At 44.5% G+C, this 15954-nt stretch carries 16 protein-coding genes, 1 tRNA gene and 1 rRNA gene; 8 read left to right on the top strand and 10 right to left on the bottom strand.

The window, feature by feature from the left end; genetic code table 11:
- The first annotated feature begins 55 nt into the window (after window positions 1-55).
- Window positions 56-1192: a M1 aminopeptidase family protein gene (locus BQ5375_RS05940; protein WP_022132153.1), complete on the top strand. Its 1137-nt coding sequence runs from the start codon at window positions 56-58 to the stop codon at window positions 1190-1192.
- A 66-nt stretch (window positions 1193-1258) separates the two neighbouring features.
- Here the strand turns inward: BQ5375_RS05940 and BQ5375_RS05945 are convergent, their stop codons facing one another.
- From BQ5375_RS05945 to BQ5375_RS05955, 3 genes are all read right to left on the bottom strand, one after another.
- Window positions 1259-1909, bottom strand: a complete 651-nt coding sequence (locus BQ5375_RS05945) for a hypothetical protein (RefSeq protein WP_022132154.1) — start codon at window positions 1907-1909, stop codon at window positions 1259-1261.
- Between the two features lie 34 nt (window positions 1910-1943).
- Window positions 1944-2933 (bottom strand): hypothetical protein, encoded by a 990-nt coding sequence (locus tag BQ5375_RS05950; RefSeq protein ID WP_022132155.1) that lies wholly within the window; start codon window positions 2931-2933, stop codon window positions 1944-1946.
- Window positions 2934-3098: 165 nt separating this feature from the next.
- On the bottom strand, window positions 3099-3506 hold the full coding sequence (locus tag BQ5375_RS05955) for a hypothetical protein (RefSeq protein WP_022132156.1): 408 nt from the start codon (window positions 3504-3506) through the stop codon (window positions 3099-3101).
- A 158-nt stretch (window positions 3507-3664) separates the two neighbouring features.
- Here BQ5375_RS05955 and BQ5375_RS05960 point away from each other — a divergent pair, with 158 nt between their 5' ends.
- Window positions 3665-4510, top strand: coding sequence for an HAD hydrolase family protein (locus BQ5375_RS05960; RefSeq protein WP_022132157.1), 846 nt, complete (start codon window positions 3665-3667; stop codon window positions 4508-4510).
- Window positions 4511-4541: 31 nt separating this feature from the next.
- On the opposite strand, the gene BQ5375_RS05965 is transcribed toward BQ5375_RS05960, so the two are convergent.
- On the bottom strand, window positions 4542-6155 hold the full coding sequence (locus tag BQ5375_RS05965) for an ABC transporter ATP-binding protein (RefSeq protein WP_022132158.1): 1614 nt from the start codon (window positions 6153-6155) through the stop codon (window positions 4542-4544).
- Window positions 6156-6337: 182 nt separating this feature from the next.
- Between BQ5375_RS05965 and BQ5375_RS05970 the strand changes: the two genes are divergently transcribed.
- Window positions 6338-7267: a helix-turn-helix domain-containing protein gene (locus BQ5375_RS05970; RefSeq protein ID WP_022132159.1), complete on the top strand. Its 930-nt coding sequence runs from the start codon at window positions 6338-6340 to the stop codon at window positions 7265-7267.
- Between the two features lie 39 nt (window positions 7268-7306).
- On the opposite strand, the gene BQ5375_RS05975 is transcribed toward BQ5375_RS05970, so the two are convergent.
- Entirely contained in the window at window positions 7307-8011 is a 705-nt protein-coding gene (locus tag BQ5375_RS05975; RefSeq protein WP_022132160.1) for a YjjG family noncanonical pyrimidine nucleotidase, read from the bottom strand.
- A 103-nt stretch (window positions 8012-8114) separates the two neighbouring features.
- Complete coding sequence (locus BQ5375_RS05980; protein ID WP_076917565.1) at window positions 8115-8861, bottom strand: hypothetical protein; 747 nt, start codon at window positions 8859-8861, stop codon at window positions 8115-8117.
- Between the two features lie 416 nt (window positions 8862-9277).
- Between BQ5375_RS05980 and BQ5375_RS05985 the strand changes: the two genes are divergently transcribed.
- Complete coding sequence (locus BQ5375_RS05985; RefSeq protein WP_076917566.1) at window positions 9278-9463, top strand: hypothetical protein; 186 nt, start codon at window positions 9278-9280, stop codon at window positions 9461-9463.
- Here BQ5375_RS05985 and BQ5375_RS05990 read toward each other — a convergent pair.
- The 4 genes from BQ5375_RS05990 to BQ5375_RS06005 form a co-directional block, all read right to left on the bottom strand.
- Window positions 9460-10362, bottom strand: coding sequence for a helix-turn-helix domain-containing protein (locus BQ5375_RS05990; RefSeq protein WP_076917567.1), 903 nt, complete (start codon window positions 10360-10362; stop codon window positions 9460-9462). The two genes, BQ5375_RS05985 and BQ5375_RS05990, sit on opposite strands and share 4 nt — an antisense overlap.
- Before the next feature lie 385 nt (window positions 10363-10747).
- Window positions 10748-10824: transfer RNA gene (locus BQ5375_RS05995), tRNA-Arg, on the bottom strand.
- Window positions 10825-10905: 81 nt separating this feature from the next.
- Complete coding sequence (locus BQ5375_RS06000) at window positions 10906-11343, bottom strand: hypothetical protein (protein WP_022132165.1); 438 nt, start codon at window positions 11341-11343, stop codon at window positions 10906-10908.
- A 119-nt stretch (window positions 11344-11462) separates the two neighbouring features.
- Complete coding sequence (locus BQ5375_RS06005; RefSeq protein ID WP_022132166.1) at window positions 11463-12020, bottom strand: QueT transporter family protein; 558 nt, start codon at window positions 12018-12020, stop codon at window positions 11463-11465.
- Window positions 12021-12805: 785 nt separating this feature from the next.
- Here BQ5375_RS06005 and BQ5375_RS06015 point away from each other — a divergent pair.
- The 4 genes from BQ5375_RS06015 to BQ5375_RS06030 all read left to right on the top strand — a co-directional run.
- Window positions 12806-13579 (top strand): dihydroorotate dehydrogenase electron transfer subunit, encoded by a 774-nt coding sequence (locus BQ5375_RS06015; protein ID WP_022132168.1) that lies wholly within the window; start codon window positions 12806-12808, stop codon window positions 13577-13579.
- Window positions 13572-14483, top strand: coding sequence for a dihydroorotate dehydrogenase (locus BQ5375_RS06020; protein WP_022132169.1), 912 nt, complete (start codon window positions 13572-13574; stop codon window positions 14481-14483). Before BQ5375_RS06015 ends, BQ5375_RS06020 begins: the two co-directional genes overlap by 8 nt.
- Before the next feature lie 173 nt (window positions 14484-14656).
- Window positions 14657-15355, top strand: a complete 699-nt coding sequence (locus BQ5375_RS06025) for a histidine phosphatase family protein (RefSeq protein ID WP_022132170.1) — start codon at window positions 14657-14659, stop codon at window positions 15353-15355.
- Window positions 15356-15884: 529 nt separating this feature from the next.
- Window positions 15885-15954: ribosomal RNA gene (locus BQ5375_RS06030) — 16S ribosomal RNA — on the top strand; the annotation flags it as partial.

Here is a 15954-nt window from a genome sequence, read left to right on the forward strand (position 1 = left end):
GTATTTTGCAGGCTCCGTTTTCTAAAAGAATTTTGGGGAAAAGGGGAGATTCTGCTTGAAACTGAAACTTTGGGTCGAAGGAAAGAAGATTCGGGTGGAGTGCAGTGTTTTTGTCAAAAAGGAAGATTTTTGTTTTGCACTGGCAAAGTCATTTACCATAACAAAAGCAACCTGCAATCAAAAAGAAATCTTAGTCCAGGGGGAAGACTACGATTTGTTGTACCGTCCTCCGATGAAAAAATACCACTTTACACAGTTACAGACTGGTGAGTTGACCTTCTGGTATGAAGGAGGACTCGAGGGTTTGTGGGCGACCGAACAGGCACCTGAAGGACCGTATTCCTGCCTGCGGGATGAAGTATTTGCGTTTAGCACCCTCAACGGCTGGTACCCGATGGAGTTTGATGCAGACCTGTGCGAAGTCGAGGTGCAGGTCGGCAAAGAGTGGCGGGTGATTGGTGCAGAATATCTGGAAGAAAAAGATGTCTGGCTATACCGCCAGACAAGCGAAATTGACTGCAATATCATCGGGGTTTGTAAAGAAAAATATTTTGTAATGGAGGATGAGGAGCTCAGTCTCTTTTTCCCGGACGAGCGGATGCGGGACAAGGTAGAGCCGTATTACCGTGGTTACCATGAAATTGCAGAATTTTACCGTTCTTTCTATGGAAATGACAAGATGGGGAAGATGACCCTGTTTTTCCTGCCGGATATCGGGGAAGATTTTGGCGGGTACAAGCGGGACGGATTGATTGTGTTCACTGCGGTGAAGGAAGATATTCCGTCTGCGCTTCACCATATTGCACATGAGCTGGCACACAGTTACGCGATGGGAGCAAACTGTTATTCCTGGGAGGATTGGCTCAATGAGACGCACGCGGAATGGAGCGCACTTTTATATGAACTGGAAAAGGACGAAGCCTTTTTTGAACACTGTCTTGCTAAAACAAGGAAACGCTATGGAGACAGAAAGCTTGCGTTAAAGGAAAATGGAGAGGAACATCAGGAATTTGTGCACGAGGCAGGAGTGCTTGTTTATGAGAAAATTTACCGCAGGTATGGGGCAGACAGCATTCGCACCATTTTGCGGACCTTTGATCATTTAAGCGAAAAATCCACCGCAAAGTTGTTGGAAAGACTGACAGCGGATGGAGAGAAAAAGCTTGCCTGCATGATCGAATCCTACTGCTGATGGCAAAATATAAAAAAACAGCACCGTTTGTACGGTGCTGTTTTTCGTTACAGAATATTTTCCGTTTTATGCCATGGTAAAATAAAGACCGCGCCAGAAAAAGACGGGATTTCCGCCCTGAGAAAGCGGGGTCTGAGGGTCTTCATAGATGGTAAATTCGCATAGGAGTTTTCCATCCTTTACAAAGCCTGCGGTATGCTCAGTTGAGGTCAGTGCGGCAATTTGCTCGTGCTCATATTTGGGGTTTATCACATAGAAAGAAACCTGCCCGTCAGCATAGATTTCATCAATCAATTCTTGCGGGAGAACATCACTTTCCAAAGTGGATGCCTGATCACAGATTTGAATCAGCTCGGTTATTCTAGCATCCCGACTGAAAAATAGTCTGCCAACCAGAACAACAACTCCGAGTACAACAACGAGTACAACAAGAACGGTGATGGTTCTGGCAATTTTATGATTCCAGAATTGGAGAAGGAAGGCTTTTTTGGAAGAAGCCGCATATGTGATTAAATCAAACAAAACGGCGAGCACAAAAAAGAGAATAAAGTTTTTGGCAAATACCAAAAATATCTGTTTAGACAGAATCGGAAAGTACAGTCTACCGCCAAAGAAATCAAAGAGTGTGAAGACAACAGAAAGTAGCAGGGATTCCAACAGTGCTTTGTCGAGGATATCCTCCAACAGATATTGAAACGGTTTCTTTTGTTTGTTCATGGGAAAGCCTCCTTTGTGCAATATAGGGTGCAGCTTATTTGGCAGTGACCGGAAGTAGGGTAAAGTCATAGCTTCCATCCTGCTGGTTTAGGTACATCAGCAGCACCGTCTTTCCATCATTGGAAACAGTCTGGTAGTAAACATTTTCATCCATTCCGCAGTTTTTGGGAAGCGGAGCAGTTGCCCTTACCGAAAAGTCCTTGGTATTGTAAACGGTAACAGCATCTTCTCCCAGTGCGGAAGCATATTTCCCATTGCCGCTGAAACGGATGGAGGTCTGTTGGAGAATATCCGTGACAGGAAGTTCCTTCCATTCATGTGTTTTGATGTGAAAACAGGTCAGCTTATCATCCGGAAATCCTTCATATAAGCTGGGACGCAACACCACATAATCGCCCCACATGGTAATTTCATGCAGTCCTTCCCGCTGGTCAATGACCTTACCTTCGTTCAGGTCAAAGAAAAGGCTGGTGTTTTTGTGGTTTGGCTGGTCAAGCAGACAAAGCCATGCAAGGTCGTTGCTGACACATTCCAGATCGACCAGTCCTTCCATGGGATACTGTGTGACATTGCCATCAGTTTTCACATATAAAATATCCTTTTCAGGGTTTGCATAGATGAGGGTTTTGTTGTCGGGGGTAAGACTCAGGCGTTCGCCCATCGTTTCATCCATCGACTGGATGCCATCCTGTGTGACCAGATTTCTGCTTCCATAGTCGACATACAGAAAGCCATCCGGGAGTTTTTTATATACATCTACCGGTAATTCCCGAGTGAGGTCGGAAGGAAGGTCAGATTGGATGCTGGTTTTAGGGTGGAGGTCTCTGCCATAGCGGTCAATCTGAATCGCTGTCAGAGTTTCAGGAAAGGAAACGACTTTATAGTTACTTCCATCCCAGGATGCGTGTACTACCCGATCCAGTGGATCAAAGGGAGCACTGGGTGCCTGTTTTCCGAAACAAAGCTGAAATACCAGAAGAAGCAAAACCAGAATTGAAATGATGGAAGAAAGCTTTTTTGGCATAAGAAGACCCCCTTTGGATGACCACTGAAAGTTTAGTTTTCTACAAACAGCATAATCTATAAATTGACAAAAGTCAATTTAAATCTAAGACTTTCTGCTTTTTGTAAAATATTTTTCTGGTCGATTGGGCAAAAGGATGTGAAAGGGAAAATAAAAAATCTTTGCTTATCTTAAAATTCCAAACGAAAACAGAATTGCTGCCAGAGAAAAGTAAAACGGATTGTCCATCTGGTTTAATATCGCTGCCAGAGACGCTGGAAGGCTTCCTGAGAGGTTTAACAGCACAAATGCCAAAAAGAATACCAAAAACAGGATTGGCAGCAGCAGGAGCATCATACGCAGTGCTGCAGGTGGGCTTTTAAGCCACTGACCGCTGATAACCGATACGATGGCGCCGGTAAAGGAAAACGAAAACAGCGGCAGAAAGAACAATGTTTTTAGGGCAGAAAAGGAAGAGTTATAGTTTGCCGCAGCAATGTCTGCCAGAACAAAACGGTAAAGCAGGAGATAGATTGCGCTCAATATAGCAGCGACAATGCAGAAAATCGAAAAACGAGATATTTGACGTGTCATAAAATCCCTCCTCAGGGGTTTGGTGGAGAAAGTATTTTCTGTCGAATCATTTGTCACCATTATAGCATGACAAAAAAGTAGCTGCAATAGGACTTGACAACAGTAACGCTTTACGGCATTCTTGTAAGGGAAATTCAGGAAGAAAGGACGGATCGTTTTTGAAAACATTATATATTTCGGATGTGGACGGAACTTTATATCGAGGCGGGGAAGCTTCCCTGCGGGACCAGACAAGAGAGTTGTTTTCCAGATTGCTGCAGACAGGAACTGCGGTCACCATCGCTTCGGGAAGAAATCTTTATGGAATCTATGATATTGCAACCGAAAGCGGCATCACCCTGCCGGTTATTGCCTATAACGGGGCAGCAGTTTATGATTTTCACAAGGGCAAGGCAGTCAAAATTTTTCCGATGGAACGGGAAAAAACGAGGGAGCTGTGCCAGATGTTTGAAGATGTAGGGCATCGGTACAAAGCCTGTGTCTTTTTTGAGGAGGAACAGCGCTGCTTGACCTTCAACCAGAATGGCTATCGTTCCCAGCTGTGGACCGATCTGGCGCGGCACCCTCAAAATGGATTACTCTATGATGAGCCGGTACTGGAACGGAGTGTTTCGGAAATCTTGTCGGGGGAATGTCTTTACATCGGAACCAGTGGAACGTATGAGCAGCTTTTGCCAATCCATGAAAAGGCGTGCACCATTTCGGGAGTACAGTCGGTGATGCACCGCAGTCCGTACGATGAAAACAAGTGGTTTGTGGATATCGGTTCGGACAAGGCAGGAAAAGGCGCGGCGGCACTTTTCTTAAAGGAGATGCTGGGAGCTGAGGAACTGGTGACCTTTGGTGACAATCACAACGACATCCCGATGCTGGAAGCTGCTGACCGCTGCTACACCGTGCCGGAAGCACCGGAAGAGGTCAAGGCGATTGTAAATGGTGTACTGGATGACGACCCGGATTGTGTTTTGAAATTTTTGCTCAAAGAAGTAAACCAGCAGGCATAATTGCCTGCTGGTTTTTGTGTAATGATAGCTTTTAGTGAGAAGGTGCTTTACATGGGGTAAGCTCATAAACTTTATCAAAGCGTTGTTTTCCTTCCTCAGTCAAATGATGACTGATTAAAATCAATGTCAAATCTGTGTTAGAAAGCAAGCTTTGTTCGACAATATCAGCATTTTTCTGATCAAGTGCAGAAGTTCCCTCATCAACCAGCAAGATAGAACGGTTGTGAATCAGTGCACGAGCGATAGCAACACGCTGTTTTTGACCGCCGGAGAGATTTCGCCCCTCCTCGCCCACAATAGTATCCAAGCCATCTGGCATAGATGTAAGGTCACCTGCAAGTGCACTGTCATGAAGTGCTTTCTGAAGCTGGGATTCAGTGAAATTTTCACCGAGGGTGATATTCTCGCGGATAGTAGTGTTGAACAAAAAGACATCCTGTTCAATATAGCTCATCTGTTGTTGAAGTTGTTCGGTGGTGTAGTTTTTCGCATCTTTGTCATCGAGCAGGATCGTACCTGTGTAGTCTGGCAACCAACCGAGCAGGATTTTGAGCAAGGTGGATTTTCCACAACCGGAAGGCCCTATCAAGGCATATTTTTTTCCAATTTCAAAAGTACAGTTCATCCCATCCAGGATTGGCTTTTTGTCATACTGGAAGGAAATATTTTCCATAGAAATCTTATGATGCAAACAGGAAAGTTCTTGCCTAGACTTTGTCTCTTCACAGTCATTGTGCTTAATTTTCTCAAAATAAGGTTTGCTTGCCGAGATGGAAAGACGAAGGTTTGCTAAACGATTGAGTCCATTTGTTACCCCCGCAAACAGGTTACTGCTGCCAGCTAAAACAGCAGGCATAACCTTTCCTCGAAATGCTAAAACAACGATCAAAATATCGGAAAGAATCTGGATGACAACACTCACAAAGCTCATGGCAGAATTTACAGCACTTTTGCTATAAGTTAGTCTACAATTTGGTTTTTCGATCTGGTCACTGATTGCGTCACTCTGTATTAGGAATCTGTGGGTCTTATTAAAACATCTCAACACGTCTGCACCCCGCAGTAAATCCTTCAAACGACTGACAGCATTGGATTCTGCATCAGAACAATCCTTTCCCATCTTTTCCATCTTCTTATCAAATAATTTTGGTAAAAGCAACATGATCGCCGATGAAACCAGAGAAGCTAAAAGTAACGACCAATGTAAGCTAAACAAAACTATCATGCTCCACAGTACCTGTGCAACCCTTCCTACACTGTTAAAGAAAGGGTCCCAGGCAAGTTTCTCAATCTGTTTAATATTGTTGGTCATCCATGAAATGTATTCGCCGCTATCCTGATTATGAAAATCCTTGTAATCTCTGTTAAGCAACAATAAAGAGATATCATGGCGGACCTGATTGTTCATGGTACGAATTGCTTTAGATTGAAAATAGTCCAGTAAAGCACAAAGTGCAAAATAAAGCCCCCAACTCAACAAGCTGATCAGTGTCCAAAATACAAACCGTTTAAAATCAAATTTCATAGCGGAATCAAATGTCTGCATTAATAAAAGCTGAACACCTGCCTGCAATCCCCAGACAACAATCTGAAAAAAACATACAATTGATGTCAGTTTCCAGTTTTTTTTGAGATAATACTGCATTTTTGCATCCTCCACATTTAATCCAAATCAAAATACCCTTTTAAAATACCACTTAATTAGAAAAATTGACATATCATTTTATGCAATTTAGTATTTACAAAGAATAATTTATCTTTAAAAATGAAATTTTTCGTAAAGTGTGGTACAATGGAGAAAAATTTCACAAAAAGGGAGAGAGTTCCTTGGAAAAATATTTTATTGGAGAAATCATCCGGCAAAAAAGAACCGAGCTGGGACTCAAACAATGTCAGCTTTGCGAGGGAATCTGTGAGCCGACAACGATGTCCCGAATTGAATCCGGAAAACAAATGCCGGGCTTAAATACATTAAAAAACTTATTGCAGCGATTGGGATTATCGGACGAGCGTTACTATGCGCTGGTGAGCAAAAACGAAATGCAGATTGCTGATCTTCAGACAGAGATTGTTTCCGCCAATGTGTTTAAAGACCCTCAGAGAGGCTTGCCTAAAATCGCGGAACTGGAAGAACTTGCTGATCCAGACGATCACTTGCTGCATCAATTTATTCTTCGTTCTAAAGTTTTACTTGGGAAAAAAGAAAATGAACAGATTATCCCATACACTTATGAGGAAAAACTGGATATGCTCTTTAAAGCGATCCGCTTGACGGTGCCGAACTTTGATATCGATGCGATTGCGGATGGCCTTTACAGCATTGATGAAGCGAAAGTCATCAATCAGATTGCGCTTGTTTACTCGAATCATGGGGAAAATCAAAAAGCAATCCATATCTACGATCAGCTTTTGCAATATATCAAAAAACATTTTCAGAATATTTTGCAGTCCGGAGGTCTGCTCCCTTTGGTCGCATTCAATTACGCGAGAGAGCTGGATCTGATCGGACGCTATACAGACGCAATTGAAATTGCTGAAACTGGTTGGAAAGCCTGTACCCAATACGGGCAATACCGTATGCTGGCACCTACAATTGCGCTTATCGCAGAATGTAATCACTTTTTGGGAGATGACAGTAAAAATAAGGAGTATTACCGCCAATCTTATTATATTTATAAAGCCGTAGATGATGAGCGTGGAGCTAGGGTTATAACGGCTGAAGCTAAAAAATATTTTGGAGAGGATTTTTCCTTTTAGCAAAACAGCCGGCGATATCGCCGGCTGTTTGATTTTTGGCTATTTTGTCCCTGAACCGTTCTGCACAATCTCGAGCAGGCAGGGCAGGGAATCAATATCATAGTGAATCGGGATATCTTGCGGGCGGGGTTTGTGCTGTGGGTTAAACCAGCAAGCATCCACGCCGGCGCGGCGCGCTCCCTCCATGTCCGAGGAGAGGGAATCGCCGATCATCAGCGCGCGGGTCTTATCAAAATCTGGGATGCGTGCAAAGACGTAGTCAAAAAATTCCTTCATCGGTTTTTGAAAGCCCGATTCCTCCGAGACGAAAATATCGGTCAGGAAAGGAGAAAGTCCGCTTGCCTGAATGCGGCGGCGCTGGGTGGCACCGACCCCATTTGTGAGGATGTACAGCCTGCAGCCCATCTCATGCAGCTGTTTGCAGGTGTCCAGAGCATGGGGCAGGGTTTTGCCGCCAAAGCCGAGATTAAACAGGTATTCGGTGTTGAAGGCGTCAGAATCAAGGTCGATATGAAGCGCTTCAAACAGCTTTGCAAATCGGGTGGTGAGCAGCTGCTGACAGGTGATTTTGTTCTGTTCAAACTCCCGCCAGAGATTTTGGTTGATTGACTGATAAAGCTGGTCGATCTCGTCGGAGAAGGGGAGATTGTGTGCCTGAAAGGTGCGGATGAGCGCCTGATGTTCGGCGGCGGGGAAGTCCATCAGGGTTTCGTCCGCATCGATGAGAAGAATATCATATTTCATGAGAAAACCTCCATTGCTCGTTTTCTTTTAGGATAGCAGAGCGGGGGAATTTATGCAAACAGAAAATCCCCTCACATGCTCCATGGTATGTGAGGGGGAGAAACTATTCGTTATCGAATGCCTGCCATTTTTTGCAGTCCTGACAGTAGCGGAACAGCTTGGTGTCATTGTTCTGGTCGGTTACTTCAAAGTACATCCAGTTGTGCTCGTGGTACGAAGGTGCTTTTTCGATGACCTGATGACGGAGCATCGAGGAAAGCTTTTCAGCGGTGACACCGGAAACCTGATAGGTATACTGGTTCTTTAACGGGTCGGATGCGGTGAGCTTTATTTCGAGCTTATTTTTCTGAGCAAAAAGCTCGAACGGGTTAGCTTCTTCGTAAGGCTCCCAATAGTAGTCCATCAACATCATGTTGAGAAGCTCCGGGTCCTCCAGAATCAGACGTGCCTGTTCGTTTGATGTGGATGCAAGGTATTCGATCAGGCGAGCGGTCGCGCGGGGAGTGTGTGCTGTACGTTGAGCAAGTTCTTCTTCGGACATTTCCTCAGATGTTTCCACAGAAAGCAGTTGCTGTTCTGTTTTGTCGTTTGGTTCTGCGCTGTCCCAGATTTTGGCGATATCCTCGTCCGAAAGGCCTTCCTCATGCATCTGTTGTACATATTCTTCGGAAGGGTAGAGGTAGAAATTTAACCCGGATTCGCTCTCTTTGTGGGAAACGACCGGCGGGACATACTGGTTGTCCTGATTTTCCGAAAAGTTTTGTGCTTTGATGGCAACCGAGTTTAACGAAAACAGGAAGGCTGCCGAAAGGATGGAAACGGAGATAAACAGAAAAATCTTTTTTGACATGAGAAAAGCTCCTTTCTATTATGGATGAATGGATTCTAAGCCCATCATAACCGAAAGAACTACAAAAATCAACTATAATCGAACGAAAGACACAAAAAAGAAAGCCCTCCGCTGTGGGATAGCGAAGGGCTCTCTTTCGACGAATCTATTAAAGGAGGGTTAATCAGGAGTGTTCCTGCTGCGGGACGGGATGTCCGCAGCGGGGGGAATCGTTTTCTTTTAAAGGGTGGACTCCTTTTAAAAGAAGATTAACCTTACTTCGAATTCATATTATTCCATTTTTCGCCAAAAATCAATGAGCATTTCGTGCAATCGGTCAGTTGCATGAAATGCCCATTGACAAAGGATTCAAAACGATATTATGATTAAAGGGTACGGAGTCGAAAAAACTCGAATTTTAGAAAGGATGTATTATTATGAAAAAATTATTCATTACTCTGCTGGCAGCTCTGACCCTGTTTGCAGCAGTACCACAGATGTGCTTTGCAGAAGAACCAACCACCCCACCAACCGTAGAACAGGGCGAAGGTGAAGAAGGCGATGAGCAGATTCCAGCTGTAAATCCAGCTTGTGTAAATGGTCCAGGTGGAGATGTTGCTTAAAATAAAACAATGCCAATTTTTTGAGCATATGTAAGGACAATTTTGCAACTTAAATCGTCATGCATTAAGTGATAAGAATAGTAAGCATCGATTAGGGCATCTTTACTCTCTTTATTTCGTCCTAATTCATGCAGTGCATAACCGATATTTAACAGTAAACCGCCGAGATATTGACAACGGTTGTGACGGATACAAATATCCTGTCCAAATGTTGCGATTTCAATACATTCTTCATACCGTCGTTCCAGTCCAAGAAGACGAGAATAATTATAAGCAAGCATAGTGAAAAGAGAAACCATGGACTCTATATTCAAAAGTCGTTTGTGTGAATCTTGAAAAAGCTGACGATAGATGTGTATGGCAAAGCGGCGGTCTCCGGCTTCCGAGTAACTATTAGCTATCTGATTCAAGATTTTGACTTCCTCAATGCCCAACAGGTAATCAGAGATGTGGTCAAAATCAAAGTCTGGCAGAGTGAGGGAAAGTGCCTGAAGAAGCAGGTCACGCGAGGCAGGATAATCCTCAGGGAAATATGCCAGCGCCTTGCATCGCAAAATAAATTGCTGCGTGATTTTATCCGTAGGTTCGACCAACTGTTCGAGCCTGCGGATTTTTTCTGCCGCTTTTTCGTATTCTCTTTGGCAATTGAGGGCAACAATCTCCTTTTGCAGGTCGGAAATTTCAAAATCTTTTGGTCCAAGCAGAACCGCAAGCTGGTCCTCGTTGATTCCCAAACGCTGTAATAAAACACCCAGTATCCCAGAAGAAGGTTCCTGTTTTCCACGTTCAATGCGGGAAAGGGTGGATTTGTCACAGATGCCACGACAGAGATCTTCCTGACGGATGTGTTGTTCCTCCCGCTTCTTTTTGATAAAAAGCCCGATATTGTAAGCTTTCATGGTAAGATCTCCTTTCATGGCCTTTTTCTTCATTATACCATTAAATGGAAAAAATTGTCTACCGTATTATAGAAAGATTTTGAAAGACGAAATTGTGATAGGATTTTTGTGTAAGAATCAAAAAGGACACCACAGCGGGTGCCCTTGGATGAGATTTTTGTCTGTGGTCAAAGAAAGCGGGTGTAGTTTTTGATTTGCAGAAAAGTGGGGGATTGTGAGTAGTTGAAAAATGAGAGAAACTCAAAGTTTCAATAGCAGTATAAAAAAGAAAAAGCACTGCAATTTGCAGTGCTTTTTTAGCTCTTTTGAAATGGAGGAAGGATAGACGACTTGTCCCTCCTGAGACAGCAAAAAAGACATCACATTTTGTGATGTCTTTTTTGCTTGGCGCGCTTGGAGGGACTCGAACCCCCGACCTACTGGTTCGTAGCCAGTCACTCTATCCAGCTGAGCTACAAGCGCATTCATATTGTTGCTGTTTGAATCAGCTTTCATATAATATCACAGCCAGAAATTTTTGTCAAGGGATTTTTTCAAATTTTTTCAAGAATTTTCTTTTTCCGCGCAAAAGAGGTTGAGCAAGGTGTTTCCACCGGCAAAAGGAGAGGAAATGACACCGCCGCGGTCATAGCGGATGGAGAAAGGAAGCTGATGATCGGAAAGGGTATGTTCTTTGAGCAGAGAAAGAGGAATCACGAGGTTTGCGCCCCAGAACACGCCTTCCAGATTTTCGCCGCCATCACGGGAAAGCTGGATGAGACTGTCTGGCAAGACAGTGTCTTTGCAGGAAAACTGGATAGAAAAATCAGAACCAAAGCAAAGGAAAAACATGTAGGCTGGGTCTGGATTTTTTTCAAAGCAGGTGATGTGCAGACAAAGGTCTTCTCCTTCGCGGTGGAGCGTCAGGGTGGTGTAGGTGAGCGGTTCATATTCTGCGCTCAAGCGGTGGCAGAACGGCAGCGGGGAAATAAGGTTAGACAAAAGATCACTTCCTTTATGGTTTTATTATCTTTATGATACAAAACAAAATAGTAGAATAAAAATGGCTCAAAAGGGGAGTCCTTTTGAGCCGAGCAAGTTCGCAGTTTACAGCAGGTTGATTAGGCTGTTTTCTTTTCATTTAAAGCAGGGTCAGCAAAAATCTTTTTGCCGACGCCGGTTTTTTCCAGTGCGCGCACCATCGGAAGTCCCAGTGCAAAGCAGGCAATCGCTTCACCCAAAGCGACCTGGCCGGCATTGATAAGGAAAACACCGAGGTTAAAGCCGCCGCTGATGACAAAGGTCAGTTCCAGGCCGACAATGATGCCGTTTGCAAGAACCGGCATGAGCGCGGAAAGGATTGGAAGACCTTTCAGGCGGATGTCGCGGAAATGATAGCTTAAAAATCCCGCGAGGAGGGTTGCTGCCGAGCCAAAGACAATGTCAAGAGGTCCCAGGATGTTTGCTCCGGTGGCAGCACCAAGGGTGTTGACCAGCACACAGCCGAGGGTAAGTCCGGCAACAGGGTTTGCTGCGAATACTGGCAGGAGGGTCAATGCCTCTGCAATGCGCAGCTGAACAGGACCGAAGATCAGAGTCATAAAGGGCAGACTCAGCGCAAAATAAAGCGCAGCGATCATAGCGGTCATCGCCATTTTCTTTACAGTGTTGTTTCTCATATTCAATTTTCCTTTCGTAGTGTGTTTTTAAGTCAGGAACTTGCGACTGACTGCATTCGGGTGTTTCGTTTTGAATGCGCAAGTATTATACCGCATTTGTGCGAAGATTTCAAGCGGGTTGAACCCGCCGACCATTTCGTGCTTTGGTTTGGTGTGAAATGGCAGTTTCAGCACACGGCAATCGCTCGTGTTAACACACTCGCTCGGTAGGCGAAAACTTTGGTTTCGTTTCGTCGAAACTTTTTTCCTCTCGCTACCCGTCTTTGCGCCGTAGGCGAAGGGCAAAATTTCACTTTCCATTTTTGGAGAATCGAATGAAATTCGATTCTCCTGGTGACGGTGCATTATTTTGATTTGAGCAGTTTACTCTAACCGTCACCTTTGCCCTCGAGAATGTCGCTGCGCTCCATTCTCCGAATGAGAAAACCAAAGCTTCCTACCAAACCAAAGCGCGAATGGGCAATGTTTCACTTTCCATTTTTGGAGAATCGAATTTCATTCGATTCTCCTGGTGACGGTGCATTGTTTTGATTTGAGCAGTTTACTCTAACCGTTTACTCTAACCGTCACCTTTGCCCCCGAGAATGTCGCTTCGCTCCATTCTCCAAACTACCCGTCTTTGCGCCATAGGCGAACAGGGTCCAGCTTCAAGCTGGGGGCTTGTAAAAATGGGGATTTTCATATATTATAGTAAATAATAATGGGGTGTCCTGCGGTGATGGGATTCTAAACCATGAGCAGGACCGTAGTTTAACAGAAACTGTGAAACGAACGGGGGATTTATCGTGGAATATTTACAGGGAACTTACCGCGTTGTAAAAATTCGTCCGGGCTGCATGTGTGACTTTACCATCGAGTGTCCGGAAATTGCGGCTCTGTCCAAAGCAGGTCAGTTTGTTCATATCCGTGTGCCGGGATTTACTCTGCGCAGACCAATTTCTATCTGTGAGGTGGACAAGCAGGCAGGTACCATCCGTATTCTGTTTGATATCCGCGGCGAAGGCACCAAGGTGCTTGCCAACACCAAGGAGGGCGACCTTCTGGATGTGATGGGACCATTGGGCAACGGCTTTGAACTGCTCGATCCGAGCAAAAAAGCAGTTGTAGTCGGCGGCGGCATCGGCGTGCCTCCAATGCTTGAGACTGCAAAATCCTATGGTGAAAACGCAACTGCTATTCTGGGATTCAGAAGTGAGGACAAGATTGTGCTGACTGATGACTTCACAGCGCAGAAAAACCGCGTGATGCTGTGCACTGATGACGGTTCCGCAGGTCACCATGGTTTGGTTACCGATCTTTTGAAAGTTCGGATGGAAGAGGAAAAACCGGACATCGTTTATGCGTGTGGACCGAAGATCATGCTCAAGTTCGTGGCAAAGATGTGCGAGGAATACGGCGTTCGCTGCCAGGTTTCTCTGGAAGAGCGCATGGCGTGCGGTGTAGGTGCTTGTCTGGGATGTGCAACACCGATTAAAGCAGATGACGGTTCGATTACCTATCTGCATGTCTGCAAGAACGGTCCTGTATTTGAGGCAGAAAGGGTGGTATTCGATGAGTAATTTAAAAGTTAATATCGCCGGCGTGGAATTTAAAAATCCAGTCATCACAGCATCGGGCTGTTTTGGCTTTGGAAGAGAATATGAATGTGTTTATCCACTGGAGCGTCTGGGCGGAATCTCGTTAAAAGGTATGACCTTTAAAGAGCGTCTGGGCAACCCTCCACCGAGAATTGCCGAAACTCCGAGCGGCATGCTCAACTCGGTTGGTTTGCAGAATCCTGGTGTGGAGCATTTTCTCAAACATGATATGCCATATCTTGCAACCAAGGATACAGTAAAGATCGCGAATATTGCAGGCAGCTGCATTGAGGATTACTGTGCAATTGCAGAGCGTCTGAGCGAAAGTGAAATTGATATGTTTGAGCTGAACATCTCCTGTCCAAACGTAAAACAGGGCGGTGTTGCTTTCGGTACCAGCTGTGAAAACGCAGCTCATGTTGTAAAAGAAGTTCGCAAGTATGCGAAAAAACCAATGATCGTAAAACTTTCTCCGAATGTAACCGATATTGCTTCGATTGCACAGGCAGTTGAGGCAGAGGGTGCAGATGCAGTATCTCTGATCAATACTCTGCTCGGTATGAGAATTGATATCAATACCCGCCGTCCAATCCTCAAGAACAATGTGGGTGGTCTGTCCGGTCCGGCAGTATTCCCGGTAGCGGTAAGAATGGTATGGCAGGTAGCAAACCGCGTGAAGATTCCGGTTATCGGCATGGGCGGCATTGAAAAATGGCAGGATGCAATCGAAATGATGATGGCAGGTGCCAATGCAATCCAGATCGGTGCAGCGATGTTCTATAATCCAAAAGCACCAATTGAAGTTATTGATGGAATGAATCAGTGGCTGGAGGACAATCATATCTCTGACATCAATGAGATTGTCGGTACCGTTCAGCCTTGGTAGCCACCAGGCTGAGCCTGGACGCTGTTCGCGTTATCGGTTTAGTGCAAACCTGAGAGTCTCGCTCTCGCGCAGGTCGCTTGTCTTCGCCTGCGCTCGTTGGAGCACACCGCAGCAATAAATACAACGATAAAAACAAGGAAAGGAAGAGAGCCTCGCCTTGGGCGGGAAACAAGATGACAATTTTATATCTGATCAGACATGGTGAAACCGGCGGAAATTATGAAGGAAGGTTTCAGGGGATCATCGATAACCCGCTCAATGAGTACGGAATCCGTCAGGCAAAGATGTTAGGTGAGGCATTCAGTCTTTCCAAAATCGATGTGCTGTACACGAGTCCTTTGCAGCGGGCCAAAAAGACCGCAGAGATCATTGCGGAAATGCATGGTTTGGAAAAACTGTCTCCAATTGTGGATGAAGGTTTAATAGAGCTTAATGGAGGACTGCTGGAAGGCAGAAAATTCAGTGAGCTTGCGAAGGAATATCCAGAAGTAATGGAAGCCATGCACAGCTGTCCTGCATCAATGGAGTGTCCGGGTGGAGAATCGATGCGTGATGTATCGGAACGAATCGTGAAAACGATTGATCGTCTGGTGGAACAAAATAAGGGAAAGGTGATTGTGGCGGTAAGCCATGGAATCATTATTTCTTCTTATATCCATTTTGCAAGCGGAAAACCGTTTGAGGAGATGTCCAACAGTATGGTTGCCAATGCATCTGTAAGCAAGTTCCTGTTTAACGATGATATGATTGTTTGTATGGAGTATGCGGATGATCGTCGCCATATGAAGCATGGAACCTATCTGGAAACCACTGGATTTGAAAAACATGAGTGTCCTAATCCAGACCCTTATGCAGTGGAGAATCAAAATTAAATTGAAAAATAGTATGATTTTTTCAGGAAAAGGGGATAAACTGTCGGTTTATCCCCTTTTTTACACCTCAAAAACCCGCATAGATAAGGGAAAAAGAGGGGATTTCCCACTTTTTTGAAAAAAATCTGGATTTTTTTTAAAAAAGGTGTTGACAAAACAGTTTGGGCATGATATTATATATGAGCTGTCAGCGAGACAGCGACACACGAGAGCTTGAAAAGCTCATAAGTAAGCCAAAAACAAGCGATTTCGATTGAAACTTCGGTTTCAAAAAGAAATTAAAAACTTTGAAAAAAGTGCTTGACAAGCTGAAAACAGTGTGATATAATAAATGAGTTCACTTCGGTGAACGAAAAGCACAGGACCTTGAAAATTGAACAACATGAAAGCAAACAATCATGATGATTGCAAAGAATCAAGTTAATTTCTTTGAAGCTTAAAGTACTTTACAAACGCAAGTGATTTCGTTTGGAGGTTAAGTTTCAAATTCTTTTATATGATTAAAACAACGAAAGTTGTTGTAATACCATTTACAAAGAGTTTGATCCTGGCTCAGGACGAACGCTGGCGGCGCGCCTAACACATGCAAGTCGAACGGA

The sequence above is a fragment of the Negativibacillus massiliensis genome (genome assembly GCF_900148495.1).
Classification (GTDB): domain Bacteria; phylum Bacillota; class Clostridia; order Oscillospirales; family Ruminococcaceae; genus Negativibacillus; species Negativibacillus massiliensis.